At 71.0% G+C, this 17,907-nt stretch carries 17 protein-coding genes; 5 read left to right on the forward strand and 12 right to left on the reverse strand.

Going from position 1 to position 17,907, the window contains the following annotated elements; translation table 11 throughout:
- The first annotated feature begins 298 nt into the window (after window positions 1-298).
- Window positions 299-1,243 carry an ABC transporter substrate-binding protein gene (locus OG978_RS09580; protein ID WP_326764781.1) on the forward strand — a complete coding sequence of 315 codons (945 nt, stop codon included), beginning with the start codon at window positions 299-301 and terminating at the stop codon, window positions 1,241-1,243.
- Between the two features lie 66 nt (window positions 1,244-1,309).
- Here the strand turns inward: OG978_RS09580 and OG978_RS09585 are convergent, their stop codons facing one another.
- Entirely contained in the window at window positions 1,310-2,542 is a 1,233-nt protein-coding gene (locus OG978_RS09585) for a DUF5685 family protein (protein WP_326764782.1), read from the reverse strand.
- A gap of 308 nt (window positions 2,543-2,850) precedes the next feature.
- Between OG978_RS09585 and OG978_RS09590 the strand changes: the two genes are divergently transcribed.
- Window positions 2,851-3,291 carry a cell division protein SepF gene (locus OG978_RS09590; protein WP_326764783.1) on the forward strand — a complete coding sequence of 147 codons (441 nt, stop codon included), beginning with the start codon at window positions 2,851-2,853 and terminating at the stop codon, window positions 3,289-3,291.
- Between the two features lie 22 nt (window positions 3,292-3,313).
- On the opposite strand, the gene OG978_RS09595 is transcribed toward OG978_RS09590, so the two are convergent.
- Together OG978_RS09595 and OG978_RS09600 are read right to left on the reverse strand one after the other, a co-directional pair.
- A complete protein-coding gene (locus OG978_RS09595; protein ID WP_326764784.1) occupies window positions 3,314-4,510 on the reverse strand; it encodes an acyl-CoA dehydrogenase family protein in 1,197 nt (398 codons plus the stop codon).
- 73 nt (window positions 4,511-4,583) lie between these two features.
- Window positions 4,584-6,287: an MFS transporter gene (locus tag OG978_RS09600; protein WP_326764785.1), complete on the reverse strand. Its 1,704-nt coding sequence runs from the start codon at window positions 6,285-6,287 to the stop codon at window positions 4,584-4,586.
- Window positions 6,288-6,820: 533 nt separating this feature from the next.
- Here OG978_RS09600 and OG978_RS09605 point away from each other — a divergent pair.
- Window positions 6,821-7,828, forward strand: a complete 1,008-nt coding sequence (locus tag OG978_RS09605) for a phosphatase PAP2 family protein (RefSeq protein ID WP_326764786.1) — start codon at window positions 6,821-6,823, stop codon at window positions 7,826-7,828.
- A 90-nt stretch (window positions 7,829-7,918) separates the two neighbouring features.
- Here OG978_RS09605 and OG978_RS09610 read toward each other — a convergent pair whose 3' ends face one another.
- The 4 genes from OG978_RS09610 to OG978_RS09625 form a co-directional block, all read right to left on the reverse strand.
- Complete coding sequence (locus tag OG978_RS09610) at window positions 7,919-8,134, reverse strand: I78 family peptidase inhibitor (protein WP_326764787.1); 216 nt, start codon at window positions 8,132-8,134, stop codon at window positions 7,919-7,921.
- A 411-nt stretch (window positions 8,135-8,545) separates the two neighbouring features.
- Window positions 8,546-9,505: a helix-turn-helix transcriptional regulator gene (locus OG978_RS09615; protein WP_326764788.1), complete on the reverse strand. Its 960-nt coding sequence runs from the start codon at window positions 9,503-9,505 to the stop codon at window positions 8,546-8,548.
- 57 nt (window positions 9,506-9,562) lie between these two features.
- The gene (locus OG978_RS09620) at window positions 9,563-10,414 is read right to left on the reverse strand and encodes a transferase (RefSeq protein WP_326764789.1); all 852 of its coding nucleotides are present in this window, start codon (window positions 10,412-10,414) and stop codon (window positions 9,563-9,565) included.
- The gene (locus OG978_RS09625) at window positions 10,411-11,694 is read right to left on the reverse strand and encodes a glycosyltransferase family 4 protein (protein ID WP_326764790.1); all 1,284 of its coding nucleotides are present in this window, start codon (window positions 11,692-11,694) and stop codon (window positions 10,411-10,413) included. The genes OG978_RS09620 and OG978_RS09625 overlap by 4 nt, the downstream gene beginning before the upstream one ends.
- Window positions 11,695-12,051: 357 nt before the next feature.
- On the opposite strand from OG978_RS09625, the gene OG978_RS09630 reads away from it, so the two are divergent.
- Together OG978_RS09630 and OG978_RS09635 are read left to right on the forward strand one after the other, a co-directional pair.
- Window positions 12,052-12,840, forward strand: a complete 789-nt coding sequence (locus OG978_RS09630; protein WP_326764791.1) for a hypothetical protein — start codon at window positions 12,052-12,054, stop codon at window positions 12,838-12,840.
- Window positions 12,841-12,977: 137 nt separating this feature from the next.
- On the forward strand, window positions 12,978-13,325 hold the full coding sequence (locus tag OG978_RS09635; protein WP_326764792.1) for a hypothetical protein: 348 nt from the start codon (window positions 12,978-12,980) through the stop codon (window positions 13,323-13,325).
- A gap of 69 nt (window positions 13,326-13,394) precedes the next feature.
- Here the strand turns inward: OG978_RS09635 and der are convergent, their stop codons facing one another.
- From der to aroH, 5 genes are all read right to left on the reverse strand, one after another.
- Window positions 13,395-14,864, reverse strand: coding sequence for a ribosome biogenesis GTPase Der (gene der / locus OG978_RS09640; protein WP_326764793.1), 1,470 nt, complete (start codon window positions 14,862-14,864; stop codon window positions 13,395-13,397).
- A 67-nt stretch (window positions 14,865-14,931) separates the two neighbouring features.
- Complete coding sequence (locus OG978_RS09645) at window positions 14,932-15,588, reverse strand: lysophospholipid acyltransferase family protein (RefSeq protein WP_326764794.1); 657 nt, start codon at window positions 15,586-15,588, stop codon at window positions 14,932-14,934.
- The gene (cmk, locus tag OG978_RS09650; protein WP_326764795.1) at window positions 15,585-16,286 is read right to left on the reverse strand and encodes a (d)CMP kinase; all 702 of its coding nucleotides are present in this window, start codon (window positions 16,284-16,286) and stop codon (window positions 15,585-15,587) included. Before cmk ends, OG978_RS09645 begins: the two co-directional genes overlap by 4 nt.
- A gap of 138 nt (window positions 16,287-16,424) precedes the next feature.
- A complete protein-coding gene (locus OG978_RS09655) occupies window positions 16,425-17,510 on the reverse strand; it encodes a prephenate dehydrogenase (RefSeq protein ID WP_326764796.1) in 1,086 nt (361 codons plus the stop codon).
- Complete coding sequence (aroH, locus tag OG978_RS09660) at window positions 17,507-17,869, reverse strand: chorismate mutase (protein WP_326764797.1); 363 nt, start codon at window positions 17,867-17,869, stop codon at window positions 17,507-17,509. The genes OG978_RS09655 and aroH overlap by 4 nt, the downstream gene beginning before the upstream one ends.
- Window positions 17,870-17,907: the final 38 nt, after the last annotated feature.

Below are 17,907 nucleotides of genomic sequence, written 5' to 3' on the forward strand. Positions count from 1 at the left end.
CCTGTTCCACTGGGGCCATGCATTCGCAGCAGTGGCTGGTCAAGCGCTCCCACATCGACTTCGGTCGCGTGTGGTCCTCCTCCTGTTGAGCTGACCCCCTGCGGTTCCCCGTGTCTCTGCCTCGCGCCGTGTGCGGCGCCTGAGCACTTTTCCCCGCGTGCCCTCACGTACACAACATCGCTGCTCCTCCCCTCCCCTCGCTCCGCCGTCCTTCCCCGCCCCGACCGTGGGGCCGCCGCGCGCTGCCCCGCTGCCGCCGCGCCCGCTCACGGCCGACGACTCAGGAGAACCACGCCTCATGCCCCGAACCCGGCACACCGCTGCCTTCGCGCTGATCACCGTCGCCGCTCTCGCCCTCACCGCGTGCGGGTCCGGCGATCCGGCGGCCGCACCGGCCGGCGCCGCCGGGGCCGCGACCGCCAAGGGGAAGGTGCCGACGACCGATGTCGTCTCGTCGGTGCGCAAGGACGAGGCCGCGGCGAAGCTGCTGCCCTCCGATGTCCGCGCCGCCGGGACCCTGACCATCGCCACCAGCGTCAGCAACCCGCCGGGCGCCACCTACCTCGCGGACGGGAGGACGGTGGCCGGTACGGACATCGACTTCGCGGACGCAGTGGCCAGGAAGCTCGGGCTGAGATTCACGCGCGAAGTGGCCTCCTTCGAGGCGATCCTGCCGGCGCTGGGCAGCGGGAAGTACGACGTGGGCACCGGCAACTTCGGGGTGACCGAGGAGCGCCGCAGGACGATCGACTTCGTCACGTACATCAATGACGGCCAGGGCTTCGCGGTCCGCGACGACAGCAAGCTGAAGAACGTCACCGAGCTCACCCAGCTCTGCGGCCTGACCGTGGGCACCGGCGCGGGCACCACCTTCGAGGTGACCCTGGAGGAGAACCGGCAGCTGTGCTCCGACGCGGGCAGGAAGCCGTACGACGTGAAGACGTACAACGACCAGGGCGCCACCTGGGCCTCGCTCCAGCAGGGCCGCAGCGATGTGGTGATGTCCACCATCAACGGGCTGCGCTACGCGGTGGGGCAGCAGGAGGGCGTGCGCTTCCTCAATGAGTTCAAGCGCCTCGACGTCGGCTTCGCCTTCAAGAAGGGCACCCCGCTGGCGCCCGCCTTCCAGGCCGCGGTGAACGGTCTCAAGGCGGACGGCACCTACGACCGGATCCTGAAGAAGTGGGGCATCGGCGCATCGGCGATCGAGACCTCGCAGATCTCGCCGCCCGAGATCAACTGATCCGGACCGGGCCGGGCGATCCCGTGCGGCAGGAAGACCGGTCTGCTGCGGGGATCCCCGCCCGGCTCAGCAGCTGCAGTCGCAGTCGCAACCACAGCAGTCGCAGCAGTCCCCGCAGTTGCTGCAGCACTCACAGCCGTCGCTGCAGTTGCCGCAGTCGCACTGACTGCAGAGTCCGTCGCGGCGCTGATGGCTCCACGGGTCGTTGAACGTGCCGCAGCACATCTGGCAGGTGCAGGCCAGCCCCGCCCACACCAGGCAGCCCATGATCAGACCGCGGCGGTCGCGCGGGGGCTCGGGCGGCGGCTGCGGCGGACCGGCGGGGCCGCCCGGGCCCGGTGCGTACGGATTGCCCGGCACCGGCCCGAAGGCCCCGGTCTGCGGTACGCCTGACGGGGCGCCGGCTCCGTCCAGGAGCACACCGCCCGCCTGGTGCGAGCACGCCGTGGTTCCGAAAGCCCGGTCCACCGACTGCCGCAGTTCGTGCGCCAGCAGCACATGGGCCAGCTTGCCATTGGTGAATTCGGCGTCGCGCAGCGCCAGCCGTACGCCGTGCAGCGCGTCGTCGCAGAGCCGCCGGGCCTCCGCCCGCGAGGTGCCGGTCGCGGTGAGCGGGTTCCAGGCGCCCGACGCGGCGTCAGTTTCCTGGTCCTCCACGGCGTCCAGCAGATGTGCCAGGCGCCCGAAGAGGCGGCCGGCCTCGGCGAGCGGTTCCGCGTTCTGCGGCTTGCCCGCGAGCACCGCGGTATGGGCGAAGGCGGCCGCGGTGGCGGTCTCGGTGGGCTCGGTGACCGTGAGCAGCGGGGTGCCGGGCCCGGCGATCAGCTCGATGCCGGTCTGCCGGTCGACGGCGTCCACGAGCAGCGCCGTGTCGAAGCCGAGCTGTGCGCCGGTGCGCGCGCCTGCCCGGTCCCAGCCCGCGGCGACCCGGCGCGCGGCGGCGGCGACCGGGCGGCGCTTCAACAGGCCGTCCCCGTCCGCGACGTGGTCCCGGACCTTCGCCGATGCCAGCACCAAGGAGACCGCGGCGGCCAGCCTTGCTCCCTCGCCGCGGGCGACCGGGGCGGTCCGCATGGCGCGCAGCGGACAGGGCCCCGCCGTGCGCCGCCATCCGGTGGCGCGCTCGGCCTGAGCCTCCGTCAGGACAGAAACAATCAGACCGTCATAGTTCGTTACGATCCGGGCGAATTGCCCGTGATCGGAGCGAAGTGCGAGACAGAGCCCGCAGAGATGGGCCATCCACTCGGTCCTGAGCCCCTCGGACAACCGATGGGTACAGGGCCTGACTATTCCGAACACGACGATCCCCCGAGAGTCGTTCACCTTCGCGCCGAGCCCGTGCGACCGCGCGACGTGCATCGTATCGAGCGGCCCGTTCACCCGTACGTCCCCCATGTCACCCGTACGGCCCGGGGCATCATATTTTCTTTCTTTCAGACCCCTTATGCGGGAGAAACCCTGACGAATCGCCATATCTTCTGCACCAGTACCGTCACGAATCCCCTGCGCGCCGACTATCCACTTGGCGCACGATCCGCATCATGGACGACCATAGGGATACGAAAGAGATGCGGAACACCACGGAACCGCGGTGAGAGGAGGCGTCCATGGGATCGGTGCGCAAGGCGAGTGCCTGGCTGGGCCTCGTAGAGGACAACGACGAGCGGTACTACGACGACGAGTACGCCGAGGGCACGCAGACCGGGACCGGCGGCCAGGCCTGGGTGACCGACCCCCGGGTGCAGGTCGCGTCCGAGGCGGCCGAGGAGACGGGCCGCCGGATCGCCACCGTCACTCCGGACAGCTTCCGGGACGCGCGGGCCATCGGAGAGCTCTTCCGGGACGGTGTCCCGGTGATCGTCAACCTCACGACCATGGACCCCACCGACGCGAAGCGTGTCGTGGATTTCGCCGCTGGACTGATCTTCGGACTGCGCGGTTCGATCGAGCGCGTGGCCACCCGGGTCTTCCTGCTGACCCCGGCCGATACCCAGGTGGTCACCGAAGCCGCCGGCCGGCCGGCCGACGGCTTCTTCAACCAGAGCTGAGCAGGGTGCTCGCCGGGCGTTCCTAGCGGAACGCGTCGAGACCGGTGAGCGCCTTGCCCAGCACCAGCTGGTGCATCTCCACGGTTCCTTCGTAGGTGAGCACCGACTCCAGATTCGTCGCATGGCGCATCACCGGGTACTCCAGCGAGATCCCGTTGGCGCCGAGGATCGTGCGCGAGGTGCGGCAGATGTCGATCGCCTCCCGCACATTGTTGAGCTTTCCGAAACTGACCTGCTCCGGACGGAGCCTGCCCGCATCCATCCGCCGGCCCAGATGGTGGGCGAGCAGGATGCCCTTGTGCAGCTCCACCGCCATGTCCGCGAGCTTGGCCTGGGTGAGCTGGAAGCCGCCGATCGGCCGGTCGAACTGTTCCCTGGTCTTCGCGTAGTCCACGGCCGCCTCGAAGCTGGCGCGGGCCGCGCCCATGGCTCCCCAGACGATGCCGTAGCGGGCATGGCTGAGACAGCTGAGCGGGCCGCGCAGTCCGGTGACACCCGGGAGCACGGCATCGGCGGGCAGCCGCACCTCGTCGAGGACCAGCTCGCTGGTGACCGAGGCGCGCAGCGACCACTTGTGCTTGATCTCGGGCGCCGAGAAGCCCGGAGTGTCGGTCGGCACGGCGAATCCGCGGATTCCGTCGTCGGTCTGCGCCCAGACGACGGCGACCCCGGCGACCGAGCCGTTGGTGATCCACATCTTGCGGCCGGTGAGCACCCAGTCCCCGCCGTCGCGCTTGGCGAAGGTGCGCATCCCGGCCGGGTCGGAGCCGTGGTCCGGTTCGGTGAGGCCGAAGCAGCCGATGATCTCGCCGGCCGCCATGCCCGGCAGCCAGCGCTGCCGCTGCTCCTCGGAGCCGAAGCGGTGGATGGCGTACATGGCGAGCGATCCCTGTACGGAGACCAGGGAGCGGATCCCCGAGTCGGCCGCTTCGAGCTCCAGGCAGGCCAGCCCGTACTGGACGGCGGTGGCGCCCGCACAGCCGTATCCCTGGAGGGACATGCCGAGCGCGCCCAGCGAACCGAGCTCGCGGGCCAGCTCGCGGATGCCGGGCAGTTCGCCGTTCTCGTACCACTCGGCGATGTGCGGCAGGACGCGGTCGGTGGCCCAGTCGCGGACGGTCTCGCGGATCGCGAGGTCCTCGGCGCCGAGCAGGTCGTCGATGCCGATCGGGTCGGCGGGGTCGAAGGGTGGGAGCTTCGAGGACTCGGTGGTGGACATGAGGGTGCCTCCGGCGGCTCGCGCGATGCTAAAACTAGCAGTGTTAGTTATGGCGTCGCACCGACGTTACGGCTCAGTGTGCCGCCCGTCCAGAGCCGGTCGCCTCGGCGGGTCGGCGCCGGGCGGGCCGCGGGAGGGGCAACTGCGTACGGCCCGGAGCGGGCACCTCGTGCGGTGTGCGGTGTTCCCGCACCTCGCTTGTTTCGGCCGGCTCCGGTTCGTCGAGCGCCGACGCCGGACAGTCCATCAGCCGCGGCAGCCGCAGCGCGGCGAGCGCCCCGAGCAGCAGCAGAGCAGCGCTGACCAGCAGCGTGACATGCAGCCCGGTGATGAAGGAATGGCGTGCCGTGGAACGCAGCACCGCGCCCAGCGGACCGCCCAGCCGGTCCGCCACCTGGTAGGCCTCGCCCAGCGAGTGGGCGGCGGCCGCGCGGGCCCCGGCCGGGACCCCCGCTTCGGAGAGCTTCGAGAGCCCGGGGGCGTAGGCGGCGTTCATGACACTGCCGAGCAGGGCGATCCCCATGCCCGCGCCCAGCTGGTACGAGGTCTCGCCGATCGCCGCCGCCCCGCCCGCGCGGTCGGCGGGGGCCTCGCTGAGCATGGATTCGTACGCCCCGAAGAGCGTGGTCTGGAGCCCGAAGCCGAGGGCGACGAAGGCCGCCGTCAGCAGCGCGGGCCGGTCGTGCTGCCCCATCGCGGTCAGGGTCAGCACCGAGATCGCCGTGAGCACGAAGCCCCAGCCGACCATCCGGCGTGGACCGACGCGACGCAGGGTGTACGAGCCGGTGGCGCCCGCGGCCATGGCGGCGAAGGTGAGCGGCAGCAGCCGCAGACCGGTCTGCAGCGGACTCAGGCCGAGGACGAGCTGGAGGTACTGCACGGCTATGAGCTCAAGACCGACCAGGGCCAGCATGGCGAGGACGATGCAGCCCACCGCGGCGGAGAAGGCGGGCCTGGCGAACAGTCCGATGTCGACCAGCGGATGCGCACGCCGCTTCTGACGGCGCACGAACACGATGAGCAGTACCGCCCCGATCAGCAGCGGGGCGAGCGTGGCCGGGCTCAGCACCCCCTCACCGGTGCCCGCCCGCTTCACCCCGAGGACCACCCCGAGCACTGCAGCCGCGGCCATCAGCGCGCCCAGCACATCCCACGGGCCGTCGTGGCTGCCGCGCGACTCGGGCAGGAGCAGCCGTCCGACCGGCAGGACCAGCGCCATCAGCGGGACGTTGATCAGAAAGACCGAGCCCCACCAGAAGTGCTCGACGAGGAAGCCGCCGATGACCGGACCGGTGGCGGCACCCACGGCGGCGACCGCGGTCCAGACGCCGATCGCCACGGCCCGTTCACGCCGGTCGGGGAAGACCTGCCGGAGGATCGACAGCGTCGCCGGCATGATCATCGCGCCGCCGACCCCGAGCAGGGCGCGCGCCACGATGAGTACGGCGGGGCTGTCGGCCATCGCGGCGATCGCGGAGGCGACTCCGAAGAGGGCGTAGCCGAGCAGCAGGACGCGACGGCGGCCGACCCGGTCCCCGAGGGTGCCGAAGAGGATCAGCAGCGAGGCGCAGACCAGCGGGTAGGCATCGACGATCCAGAGCAGACCGACCGCGCTGGGCCGCAGGTCCTCGGTGACGGCGGGTACGGCGACGTGGAGCACGGTCGCATCGAGTGCCACGAGCAGGAGGCTGAGGCAGAGGACGACGAGGACGACCCATCGATTGGCACCGTCGGCCGCTGGGCGCAGCCGGATTCGGGCTGTGGTCGTCCCGGACATGCATGTACCTCCCAAAGGTCCCTCGCGCTCGGCGGGCCAACCGTGGATGCGGCGGTTCGCCGCTCCTCATGGCCCGGCATCGACGGGCGAGTGATCCGTCAGCGTACGCGAGTTCGGAGCCCTCACACGTGGTCCACCTCATACCCGGTTGAGCCACGGGGTGTGGCGTACGCCACGCCGACCCGCCGTCCGGACCTGCGGGGACACCCTCCGCATCTGGCACAGGACGGTACTCGGCCGCCACCGCGGAGCACCCGCCGGGCCCGCGTCGAAAGCGGCCGGTGACCGGACCGGCACCGTCCGTTCCACCCCTTCCGAGCCCGGATAAATTCATACCGGCACCTCCTGCGCTTTTCTGTCCGCACCCAAACACCCTTCCGAAATGCGTGCGAAATCAATAGCGCGAAGGCTCGCCGAGATGCTTACGCGGGTCAGCAATTAAGGTCCTGTTGAGACATAGTCCACATCACATCGTCATCACAAAGAGACCGGATCGACCTGGTCGCGCACTAACTCGCTGTAACGTCGATTGGGTGCGTACCGACATCTTTGCCCGGCTGGACCGGGAGCCGGAGCCGCCGAAGATAGAGCCACCGCGGATGAGCCGTCACCGCATCGCACTCTTCGGCGGGACGTTGGCGTTCTATCTCGCCATCGTCATTGCCGTGCTGGTCTCGTCCTGGCTGGTGACCCTGGACTGGAAGGTCATGCTCTTCCGGCCGTACCAGCAGTGGCCGGAAATCCACGCCTTCCTCGACTACTACATCGTGCTCGGCCAGCGCGGACCCACCGCCACCATGGTCGCCTGCTGGCTCGGCTGGCGCTCCTGGCGGCAGCACACACTGCGACCGCTGCTGACGCTGGGCGCGGCGCTGCTGCTGCTCAATGTGACGGTCGGCGCGGTCAAGATCGGCCTGGGGCGCCTCGGCCCGCACTACGCGACCCAGATCGGCTCCGCGGAGCTCTTCGCCGGCGGCGATATATTCCCCTCCGGCCACACCGCCAACGCGGTCGTGACCTGGGGGATCCTGGCCTACCTGGCCACCACCCCACGAGCCCGGCGCTATCTGTCGGCCATGTCGGCGATCGTCTCGCTGGGCGTCGGCCTCACCACCGTCTATCTCGGTACGCACTGGCTCAGCGATGTCCTGCTGGGCTGGGCCGCGGGGCTGCTGATCATGCTGGGGCTGCCCTGGGCCGAGCCGCTGATCACCCGGGCCGAGGCATGGATCTTCGCCCAGCGCGAGAACCTGCGGGGATTCGGCCGCCCCGTTCCCTCCGTACCCGTCGCGGCCGGAGGCCCCAGGACCGTGCCGCAGGCGGACGGCGTCGACGCCCCGGCGCTGGAGCCGGTCGTCGCGGCGGCTGCGGGCGGCACCGGCTCCCGCTCGCGCGCGCACTCGTCGCATCCGGCACATCCGGCGCATCTGGTGCGCTCGGAGCGGACCCCGGTCACCCCGGCCGGCAGCCGGCGCCCGCCGCACGCCGACCGCACGCCGCGCGGCGGCACGACCCCGGCCCGCCCGGTGACCGGCGGCTGAGCCCCGGCGATCACGGGGCCGGTACGCACAGCCGCCCCCCGGACATGAGTGAAGGCCCCGACCGATGTCGGGGCCTTCACTCATGAAGCCTCAGCCCAGCCAGCAGCGGGTGACGACGGCGGCGTCGACCTCGAAGTTGATCCGTCCGCTCCGGAACTCCATGGTGATGATCGCGCCCGGCGGCAGGGATCTGACGGTGGTCCAGCCATGGCTGCGGGCCCGCCGTTCGGCGGCGTCGGCGGCGAGGCCGACGTACTCACCGGGCGCGTCGTCGGGCTGGACGGGAGGGGTCGGTATGGGTGCCATACCCCTCACCGTAGGCGGCCGCGGGCGGCGACGGAAGCCGGGGCGCCTGCCGCCGGCGGGCATCCCCACGTTCCTTGCCGGTCACACTTGTGTCACAGGATCACGACACGCGCGCCGTATGAATCACGCCACCCGAACAGGCGGCCCGGGACCGGACACACAGTAATCACACAGGCCGGAAAACGATCGGACGGAAGGCCCGGAATCGAAGCGGAATATCCCGTATCGAGCGGGTGTAATTTCCGTGCCGAATAGCGTGCGTAAATGAGCATGTCGCCGGGAATTCACGCTTCCTTATGGCAGCCTTATCCTTTGGTCACAATATTCACACCGAGTGCGGGGACGGTCGTCGACTGCCGCCGGTATAGCGGGCAACCCCGACCGTCCGTATGGCGTTGCCGCAGGCAGCGCTCAGTCCAGGGCCCTGGAGAGCCGGTCCCTGGCCACCCTGATCGCGTCCTTGAGCGCCAGTGGTTCGACGACCTCGAAGTCGAACCCCAGCATCATCACGTGGATGACCAGCACATCGACACCGGCCGCCCCGGTGCGCAGCAGACAGGTGTCGGCGTCGACCGCTTCCAGCACCCCTGCCGAAGGCGAGATCCGCTCGGCCGCGCGCTCGATCCCCGCCTTCAGCCGGATCACCGCCCGCGTCGGGTACACGGCCGTGGAGATCCCCTTCGAGACGTAGGCGGCCAGATCCTCGGCAGGCGGGTCACGGGGGACGAACCTCGGGCCGTGCGGCGGCGTGGGGGTGATCCGGTCCGCCCGGAACGTACGCCAGTCCGCGCGGTCCAGGTCCCAGGCGACGAGATACCAGCGGCGCTCGGTGCACACCAGCCGGTGCGGTTCGACGGTCCGCCGCGAGACGGAGCCGGAGTGGTCCCGGTACTCGAAGCGCAGCCGCTCACCGTCCCGGCAGGCCCCCGCGAGTTCGGTCAGTACACCCGCGTCGGCGACCGACGCGCCAGGGCCGCGGAACAACGGCACGGTGAAGGTGTTCAGCGCGTTCACCCGGCGCCGGAGCCGGTCCGGCAGCACCTGTTCGAGCTTGGTCAGGGCGCGTACGGAGGTCTCGCCGATGCCCTCGACACCGTTGCCCGCCGCGGTGCGCAGGCCGACGGCGACGGCGACGGCCTCCTCGTCGTCCAGGAGCAGTGGCGGCAGCTGGGCACCGGCGCCCAGCTGGTACCCGCCGCCGGTGCCGGGGCTGGCGTTGACCGGGTAGCCCAGTTCGCGCAGCTTGTCGACGTCACGCCGGACGGTTCGCGGGGTGACCCCGAGCCGGTCGGCGAGATCGGCGCCGGACCAGTCGCGGTGTGCCTGGAGCAGTGAGAGCAGACGCAGCAGTCGTGCCGAGGTCTCCAACATGGGGCGAGTCTGTCAGGGGTTGCGGACAGCCCGAGTCCGCAATCCCCGGGGCAGCCGTCAGGACGCGGGCGCCGGTTCCGGTTCGAGCCGTACGCAGAGGTCGTTGTCGGTGGAGTAGCAAGGGGTGGCCCGGCCGCCCTCCCCGGTACTGAGGCCCGGGTAGACGAAGATCTTCTTGCGGTCCCAGACATCGTCGAGGATGCGGGAGATCCGTACGCCGCCGGCCGGCTCGCCCTCCGCCGTCCCGGGGATCAGCCAGAGCGTCCACAGCTGCTGCGCGGTGACGGCCCCGGCGGCCAGCCGGTCCAGGGGAAGCGTGAAGGCGAAGGTTCCTTCCTCCCCGGTGACCGGCACCCGCAGGACCCGGCCGTCGGCGCCGGGCAGTCGTGCCTCGACCCGGGCATCGGTGCCGAGGCCGGTCCCGTACAGCGTGCCCTCGACGGTCATCCCGCCCCCGTCGAAGGTCACCGGTCCGGCCTCGGCGTGCGGTGCGCGGAGCCAGCAGCGCACGGCGAGCCGGCCGTCGAGGGTCGGGTACGGGATGCGGACCGCGATCCGCCCGTTCCCCGGTGTGCGGTCGACGAGCAGCCGCAGGTCCCTGATCCCGGGCTCGACGGCCACCGCCCCGTCGTCGTCCGCGCACGGCTCCCGCAGATGGACGTCCCAGCGGCCCTCGGCGGGTTCCATGGATCCCGGCAGGACCGCCCGCAGCCGGCCGTCGCGCAGCGGGCTCAACGACAGCCGTACGGTGCTGCCGTCGCCGTTGCCCTTGGCGCCGCGCAGCCGGAGAAGCAGTTCGGGCGCCTCCTCGTCCTCGCGGCGGCCGAGGTCGAGATCGAAGGTGATCCCGCCGTCGGGTCCCACGGTGCAGTCGGCCCGTGGTGTCCTTCGCCCTGCGGTGACGGTCATGTGGTCTTCCCCTTGCGGATCACGGCGGCTGCCTTGTAGCGCAGGGCGTACGCCCCGTCCAGCACGGTGCCCCGGGCGCGGTGCAGTGTGGTGCCCACCGCGCCGTGCGAGCGGTCGCGCGGGCCCCGCGAGGCGAGTTCGGTGAAGAGCCGTTCATGGCGTTCGGCGATCCGCGACGGGTCGAACCGCTGCGACGCGGCCAGCGCGGCGCGTCCCGCGCGGTGCCGTGCCTCGTCGTCGTCGATCAGACCGAGCAGGGCGTCGGCCACCGCCGCCGAGTCACCGACGGGCACCAGCCGTCCGTCGGTGCCGTCGTCGATGATCTCGCGGGGGCCGTGCGGGCAGTCGGTGGCGACGACCGGCAGGCCGCAGCGCATCGCCTCGACGATGGTCATGCCGAAGGACTCGCGGTCCGAAGTGACCGCGGCGATCGACCCCTTGGGCCACTCGGCCTCCAGCGGATTGACCGATCCCATCAGGAACACGTGGTTGTGCAGCCCGAGTTGGCCGATGAGCGTGAGCAGCGCCTCCCGTTCGTTCCCGGTCGCGTCGCCGCCGCCGTAGATGCGCAGCCGCCAGTCCGGGCGGACCGCGACCACGTCGGCGAACGCCCGGACGAGCAGGTCGTACCGCTTGACCTTGTGCAGCCGGCCTGCGGCGATCACCCACTTGCGGTCGCCGTCGGCGGAGGCGACCGTCGGCTCGGGCACGCTGTTGGGAATGGCCTCGATCCGTACGCCGGGCAGCTTGAACCCGGCCCGGTAGGCCTGCGCGTCGGCCTCGGTGACGGTGGTGATCGCGTCGAGCAGGGCGTAGCGGTGCTCGATCTCGCGGCGGAGCCGGTAGCCGTGGCTGTCGAGGGTGAGGTGCTCCTGCCCGATCCGGACCGGGCCGCGGCGGGCCTGCCTGCTGATGTGCACGTTGAGCCCCGGCCGGGTTCCGACCACGACGTCCGCCTCCAGGGACCGCAGATGGTCCGCCACCCGTGCGTCGGTCAGCCTGCTGTACTGCCGGTACCTGCTGTCGCCGCGCGGGAACACGGCCGCGGGCCGGGCGTAGTCGGCGGCGTCGCCGTCGTACGTCGGGCTCTTCTTCCGCAGATCGACGAGGTGGCTCATGCGCACACCTTCGGGGGCGCCCAGCGCGGGAACGTCGCGGTGCCGGAAGACCGACACGATCTCGACGTCATGGTGGCCGGCCAGCTCCCCGGCGAGATTGAACGTCGTGCGGATCGTGCCCCCGACTCCATAGGCATTGTGGAGCAGGAAAGAAATGTGCATGAAACGCCATATCTCCCGGTTCGGCTGATCAGCGGCAGGCTGCACTTGCCATGACGGCACAGGCCGGTCGACGGTTCACTCCGAGTAGGGGCGAATTTCAGTCAGCCGTAAACTCGCCCGCTTTCCCGCTTTGTCGACGTATCGGCGCACCGGCCCACGATCGAGTCGACCACATCACACCCCGCCAGATCGGAACAAATGGGTACCAACCAGTCTCCAGGACCCTGGGATTCACCCTCTGAGCCGGTTGGTTCGATTACGTTCCCTTTCTCGCGTGACCCCGGCCGCGGCTCGCCCGTTGTCATTTCCATGAGCCGGGAACCGCCCGGCACACGTACCGAGTTCGAGGAGCCACCCGTGCCGCGCATGCTCGATGTCAGCGAGGACGTACGCGCCGAGATCGGCGACGCCGAAGCCGACCGGCTGCTCGTCGGCGACAACGCCCCGGGCAGTTACGACTGCACTTCCTGCCGCACCCCCGGCGACTCCGAGCAGGAACGCACCAGCACGGTGCTCTTCGTCGGCGACGAGACCGCCGTCCTCGCCTTCGCCCACGCGACGTGCATCCCCTCGCAGGTCGTCCAGGTCGCCGAGGAGCAGCTGCAGGGCGCCGTACGCAGCATCACCGGCGACGACGGCTCCGGCACCGACGCGGGCCAACCGCAGACCGAACAGGCCGTCCTCGGGATCACCAGCGGCCTCGTCCTGATCAACGACGAGCTCCACCCGGCCCTCGTCGTCGAGCCGACCGGTGCGATCGCCCGTCCGGGCACGGACGGCAGCCGGGGCGACGAGTTCCTCCAGCTGCTGCTGGAGCAGGGCTTCCACCCGGTCCGCCGGATGGACCAGGTGCCCACCGTGCTGCACGGCTGGTCGATCCTGCTCGCCGTGGGCCAGCTGCACGCCGTGCTCCAGCCGGGCACCGGCGGCGGCGCACCGGTCGCCTGGTGGCAGGCGCACGCACCGCTCCAGGTCACCGAGGGCTGGCGGACCGCGGCCAACAAGTCGCAGACCGTCCTCGTCTTCGCCGCCCCGGCCGGGTCGATCGGCCAGCAGCCCCGCGAGGACCTGCTGCGCGACGCCCTGGACAAGGCCGCCGCCGAAGGGCTCCTGGTCGCCGCCGCGATGCCGCTGGCCGGTACCTGATCATGGCCGCCGGCGCCTCGCACCAGCGGCGAACAGCTATTTCTCCGCCGCGCCCGCATCCGACTGACACCGGTGTCGTTGGCACATACGTGCACTCATACGACTCCTCCCACCAGCGCCCGAGCCCGATCCCTGCCATGCGCCCCTCGCAGGACCCATCGGGCGGTCAGTCCCACACCCCGATCTACGACGCGCTGTACTCCGAGTACCGCCGTTCGTTCCGGGCGCTGCCGGGTGATCGGAGCGGCGAGGAGAATCTCGGCTTCATGGCCTTCGGCACCGGGCTCTCCGGCAGCCGCCTCCCGCTGAGCGGCCACTCCGGCCACTCCGGTTTCTCCACCGGTCTCGCCGTGACCGGCGGGGCCACCGGACACAACAGCGGCACCGGCACGCACACCGGCGGACTCGGTTCCTGGCAGCGGGTGGGCCGGCACTCCGGGCGCACCCAGCCGGCGGCCCTGCCCCCGGGTACGCGAGGGGCCTGAGCGTACGACTGAGCCCCGGACCGTCTCGGATGCGAGACGGTCCGGGGCTCAGTCGTACGACCGTGCGTGCTACTTGTTGCGGCCGCGCTTCTCGCGGACCCGCACCGAGATGTGGATCGGGGTGCCCTCGAAGCCGAACTCCTCACGCAGCCGGCGCTCGACGAACCGTCGGTAGCCGTGCTCCAGGAAGCCCGAGGCGAACAGCACGAAGCGCGGCGGCTTGGTGCCGGCCTGGGTGCCGAAGAGGATCCGGGGCTGCTTGCCACCGCGGACGGGGTGCGGGTGGGAGGCGACGATCTCGCCGAGGAAGGCGTTCAGCCGGCCGGTGGGGACGCGGGTCTCCCAGCTGGCGAGGGCGGTCTCGATCGCCGGGACAAGCTTCTCCATGTGCCGGCCGGTGACGGCCGAGACGTTGACCCGCGGTGCCCACGCGATCTGCGCGAGCTCCGTCTCGATCTCGCGCTCCAGGTAGTAGCGGCGCTCCTCGTCGAGCGTGTCCCACTTGTTGTACGCGATGACCAGGGCCCGCCCGGCGTCCACGGCCATGGTGATGATGCGCTGGTCCTGGACGCTGATGGACTCGCCCGCGTCGATCAGGACGACGGCGACCTCGGCCTTCTCCACGGCGGCGGCGGTACGCAGCGAGGCGTAGTAGTCCGCACCTTCCTGGAGGTGGACGCGGCGGCGGATGCCGGCCGTGTCGATGAACTTCCAGGTGATGCCGCCGAGCTCGATCAACTCGTCGACCGGGTCGCGGGTGGTGCCGGCGAGCTCGTTGACGACCACGCGGTCCTCGTTCGCCACCTTGTTCAGCAGCGAGGACTTGCCGACGTTCGGACGGCCGATGAGCGCGATCCGGCGGGGGCCGCCGATCGCGGTGCCGAAACGCTGCGCCGGGGCCTCGGGGAGCGCTTCGAGCACGGCGTCGAGCAGGTCGCCGGTGCCACGGCCGTGCAGTGAGGAGACCGGGTGCGGCTCGCCGAGACCCAGCGACCACAGCGCGGTGGCGTCCGCCTCGCCGCTCTGTCCGTCGACCTTGTTGGCGCACAGCACGACGGGCTTGCCGGCCCGGCGCAGCAGCTTGACGACGGCCTCGTCGGTGTCGGTCGCGCCGACGGTCGAGTCGACCACGAAGACGACGGCGTCGGACGCCTCGATCGCGTACTCGGCCTGGGCGGCGACGGAGGCGTCGATGCCCAGCACGTCCTGCTCCCAGCCGCCGGTGTCGACGACCTTGAAGCGGCGGCCCGCCCACTCGGCCTCGTAGGTGACGCGGTCGCGCGTGACGCCGGGCTTGTCCTCGACGACGGCCTCGCGGCGGCCGATGATCCGGTTCACCAGCGTCGACTTGCCGACGTTGGGGCGGCCGACGACGGCGAGCACGGGCAGCGGTCCGTGACCGGCCTCGTCGATGGCACCCTCGACCTCTTCGAGGTCGAAGCCCTCCTCCGCGGCGAGCTCCATGAACTCCGCGTACTCGGCGTCGCCAAGTGCTCCGTGCTCGTGGTCCGAGCCGTCGGAGTGAATCTGGTCGTTCATGAAGTCCGTTCCTCTTTGCATCATCATCGATGGGCCACGAACACGCGGCCCACTACTCAAGTCTTACCTAGCGCCCGGTGAAACGCCTGGCCTCGTCCAGATGGGCGCTCAGCCGCGCCTGGATCCGTACCGTCGCCTCGTCCAGCGCCTTGCGCGTACGACGCCCGCTCCCGTCGCCCGCCTCGAAGGCATCGCCGAAGACGACGTCCACCCGGCTGCGCAACGGCGGCAGTGTCGATATCAACCGTCCGCGACGCTCGGTGCTTCCCAGGACGGCCACGGGCACGATCGGCGCCCCGCTGCGTACCGCGAAGTACGCGAGCCCGGCACGCAGGGAGGCGAAGTCGCCCTCGCCCCTGGTGCCCTCGGGAAAGATCCCGAGCGCCCCGCCGTTCTCCAGCACGCCGAGGGCGTCGGTGATGGCGGTGCGGTCGACGGTCGTACGGTCCACCTTCAGCTGACCGATTCCGCGCAGGAACGGGTCGAGCGGGCCGACGAACGCTTCCTTCTTGATCAGGAAGTGGACGGGCCGGGGCGCGGTGCCCATCAGCATCGGACCGTCGATGTTGTGCGAGTGGTTCACCGCGAGTATGACGGGTCCGTAGGCGGGAACCCGCCATACACCGAGGACGCGGGGCTTCCACAGCCCGTACATCAGCCCGATGCCGATCCCGCGCCCGACCGCCGCACCGCGCGGCGAGGGCGTGCCCGTGGCCTGGGTCACTTCGTGGCCCGCTTCTCCTCGACGAGGGTGACGACACACTCGATGACCTGCTGAAGGGTCAGCTCGGTGGTGTCCACCTCGACGGCGTCGTCCGCCTTGGCCAGCGGGGAGGTCTTGCGGCCGGAGTCGGCCGCGTCCCGCTTGACCAGTGCCTCCTTGGTGGCGGCGAGGTCGGAGCCCTTGACCTCTCCGCTACGACGGGCGGCGCGTGCCTCCGGGGAAGCGGTGAGGAAGATCTTCAGGTCGGCATCGGGCAGCACGGTGGTGCCGATGTCACGGCCCTCGACCACTATGCCCCGGTCGGCCGCGGCGGCGATGGTGCGCTGCAGCTCGGTGATCCGGGTGCGCACCTCGGGGACCGCGCTGACGGCGCTGACCCTGGAGGTGACCTCCTGGGTACGGATCGGGCCCGAGGCGTCCTCGCCGTCGACGGTGATCGTCGGGGCGGCCGGGTCCGTACCGGAGACGATGACCGGCTTGGCGGCCGCGGTCGCCACCTCCACCGCGTCCTGGACGTCGATGCCGTTGTTCAGCATCCACCAGGTGATCGCCCGGTACTGGGCACCGGTGTCCAGGTAGCTCAGGCCGAGCTGCGCGGCGACGGCCTTGGACGTGCTCGACTTGCCGGTGCCGGAGGGCCCGTCTATGGCGACGATCACTGCGGCCGGGGCCGTACGGGGTTCCACGGTGGTGGACACCTTCCTGGTACACGGGGTGGGCGGGACGGGGCGCGTGCGAATCCGCCCCGCACAAGGTTACCGAGTGTCGGAGCGGGTCTCTGCACCCCTGTGGACAACGGCCTTCCGGCCCCCGGGAACCGCCCCGCCGCCCCGGGCCTACTGGCGTATCGACCAGCCCCGCTCGCGCAGTGCCGCGCTCAGTGCGGGGGCCGCGCTCGGCTCGACCATCAGCTGGACCAGGCCGGCCTGCTGCCCGGTGGCGTGCTCGATGCGCACGTCCTCGACGTTGACCCCGGCCCGTCCGGCGTCGGCGAAGATCCGCGCCAGTTCGCCCGGCTGGTCGCTGATCAGCACGGAGACCATCTCGTACGCGGTGGGGGCGGTCCCGTGCTTGCCGGGCACCCTGACCCGGCCCGCGTTGCCGCGGCGCAGGACGTCCTCGATGCCCTCGGTGCCCTCGCGGCGCTTGTCGTCGTCACCGGACTGCAGGCCGCGCAGCGCCCGTACCGTCTCGTCCAGGTCGGCGGCGACCCCGGCCAGCACGTCGGCGACCGGGCCGGGGTTGGCGGAGAGGATCTCCACCCACATCCGGGGGTCGGAGGCGGCGATCCGGGTGACGTCCCTGATGCCTTGGCCGCAGAGGCGTACGGCGGTCTCGTCGGCCTCCTCAAGTCGGGCTGCGACCATCGACGAGATCAGCTGCGGGGTGTGCGAGACCAGGGCGACGGCCCGGTCGTGCGCATCGGCGTCCATCACGACCGGGACGGCGCGGCAGAGCGCGACCAGTTCCAGGGCGAGGTTGAGGACCTCGGTGTCGGTGTCGCGGGTCGGGGTGAGGACCCAGGGCCGGCCCTCGAACAGATCCGCGGTGGCGGCGAGGGGGCCCGATCGCTCCTTGCCGGCCATGGGGTGCGTACCGATGTACGGCGTGAGGTCGAGGCCGAGGGCTTCCAGCTCGCGGCGCGGGCCGCCCTTCACGCTGGCGACGTCGAGGTAGCCACGGGCGATGCCGTCCCGTATGGCGGTGGCCAGCACCGTGGCCACGTGGGCGGGCGGCACGGCGATGATCGCCAGGTCCACCCGTTCCTCGGGTGCCTCGTCCGTACCGGCTCCCAGCGCGGCCGCGGTGCGGGCCGACTGGGGGTCGTGGTCGACGAGGTGGACATGGATGCCGCGCCCGGCGAGGGCGAGAGCTGCGGAAGTGCCGACGAGGCCCGTTCCGATGACGACGGCGGTTCTCACTGGGCGATGTCCTTGCGGAGTGCGGCGGTGGCACCGAGGTACACGTGGGCGATCTCGGACTTGGGCAGGTACGTCTCGACGTGCGCGAGGATGCGCACCACACGGGGCATGGCGCCCACGATGTCGAGCTCCTGGGCGCAGATCAGCGGTACGTCGACGATACCGAGCCCGCGTGCGGCGGCGGCCGGGAAATCGCTGTGCAGGTCGGGGGTGGCCGTGAACCAGATGCTGATCAGATCGTCCGCGACGAGGTTGTTGCGCTCCAGGACGGCGGTGAGCAGGGCGCCGACCTGCTCGTCCATGTGTCCGGCCTCGTCCTGCTCCAGCTGGACGGCTCCACGGACCGCTCGTACCGCCACGTCGTGCTCCTCGGTTCTTCGTACGTGTCGCGCCTGCT

It is taken from the genome of Streptomyces sp. NBC_01591, assembly GCF_035918155.1.
GTDB lineage: Bacteria > Actinomycetota > Actinomycetes > Streptomycetales > Streptomycetaceae > Streptomyces.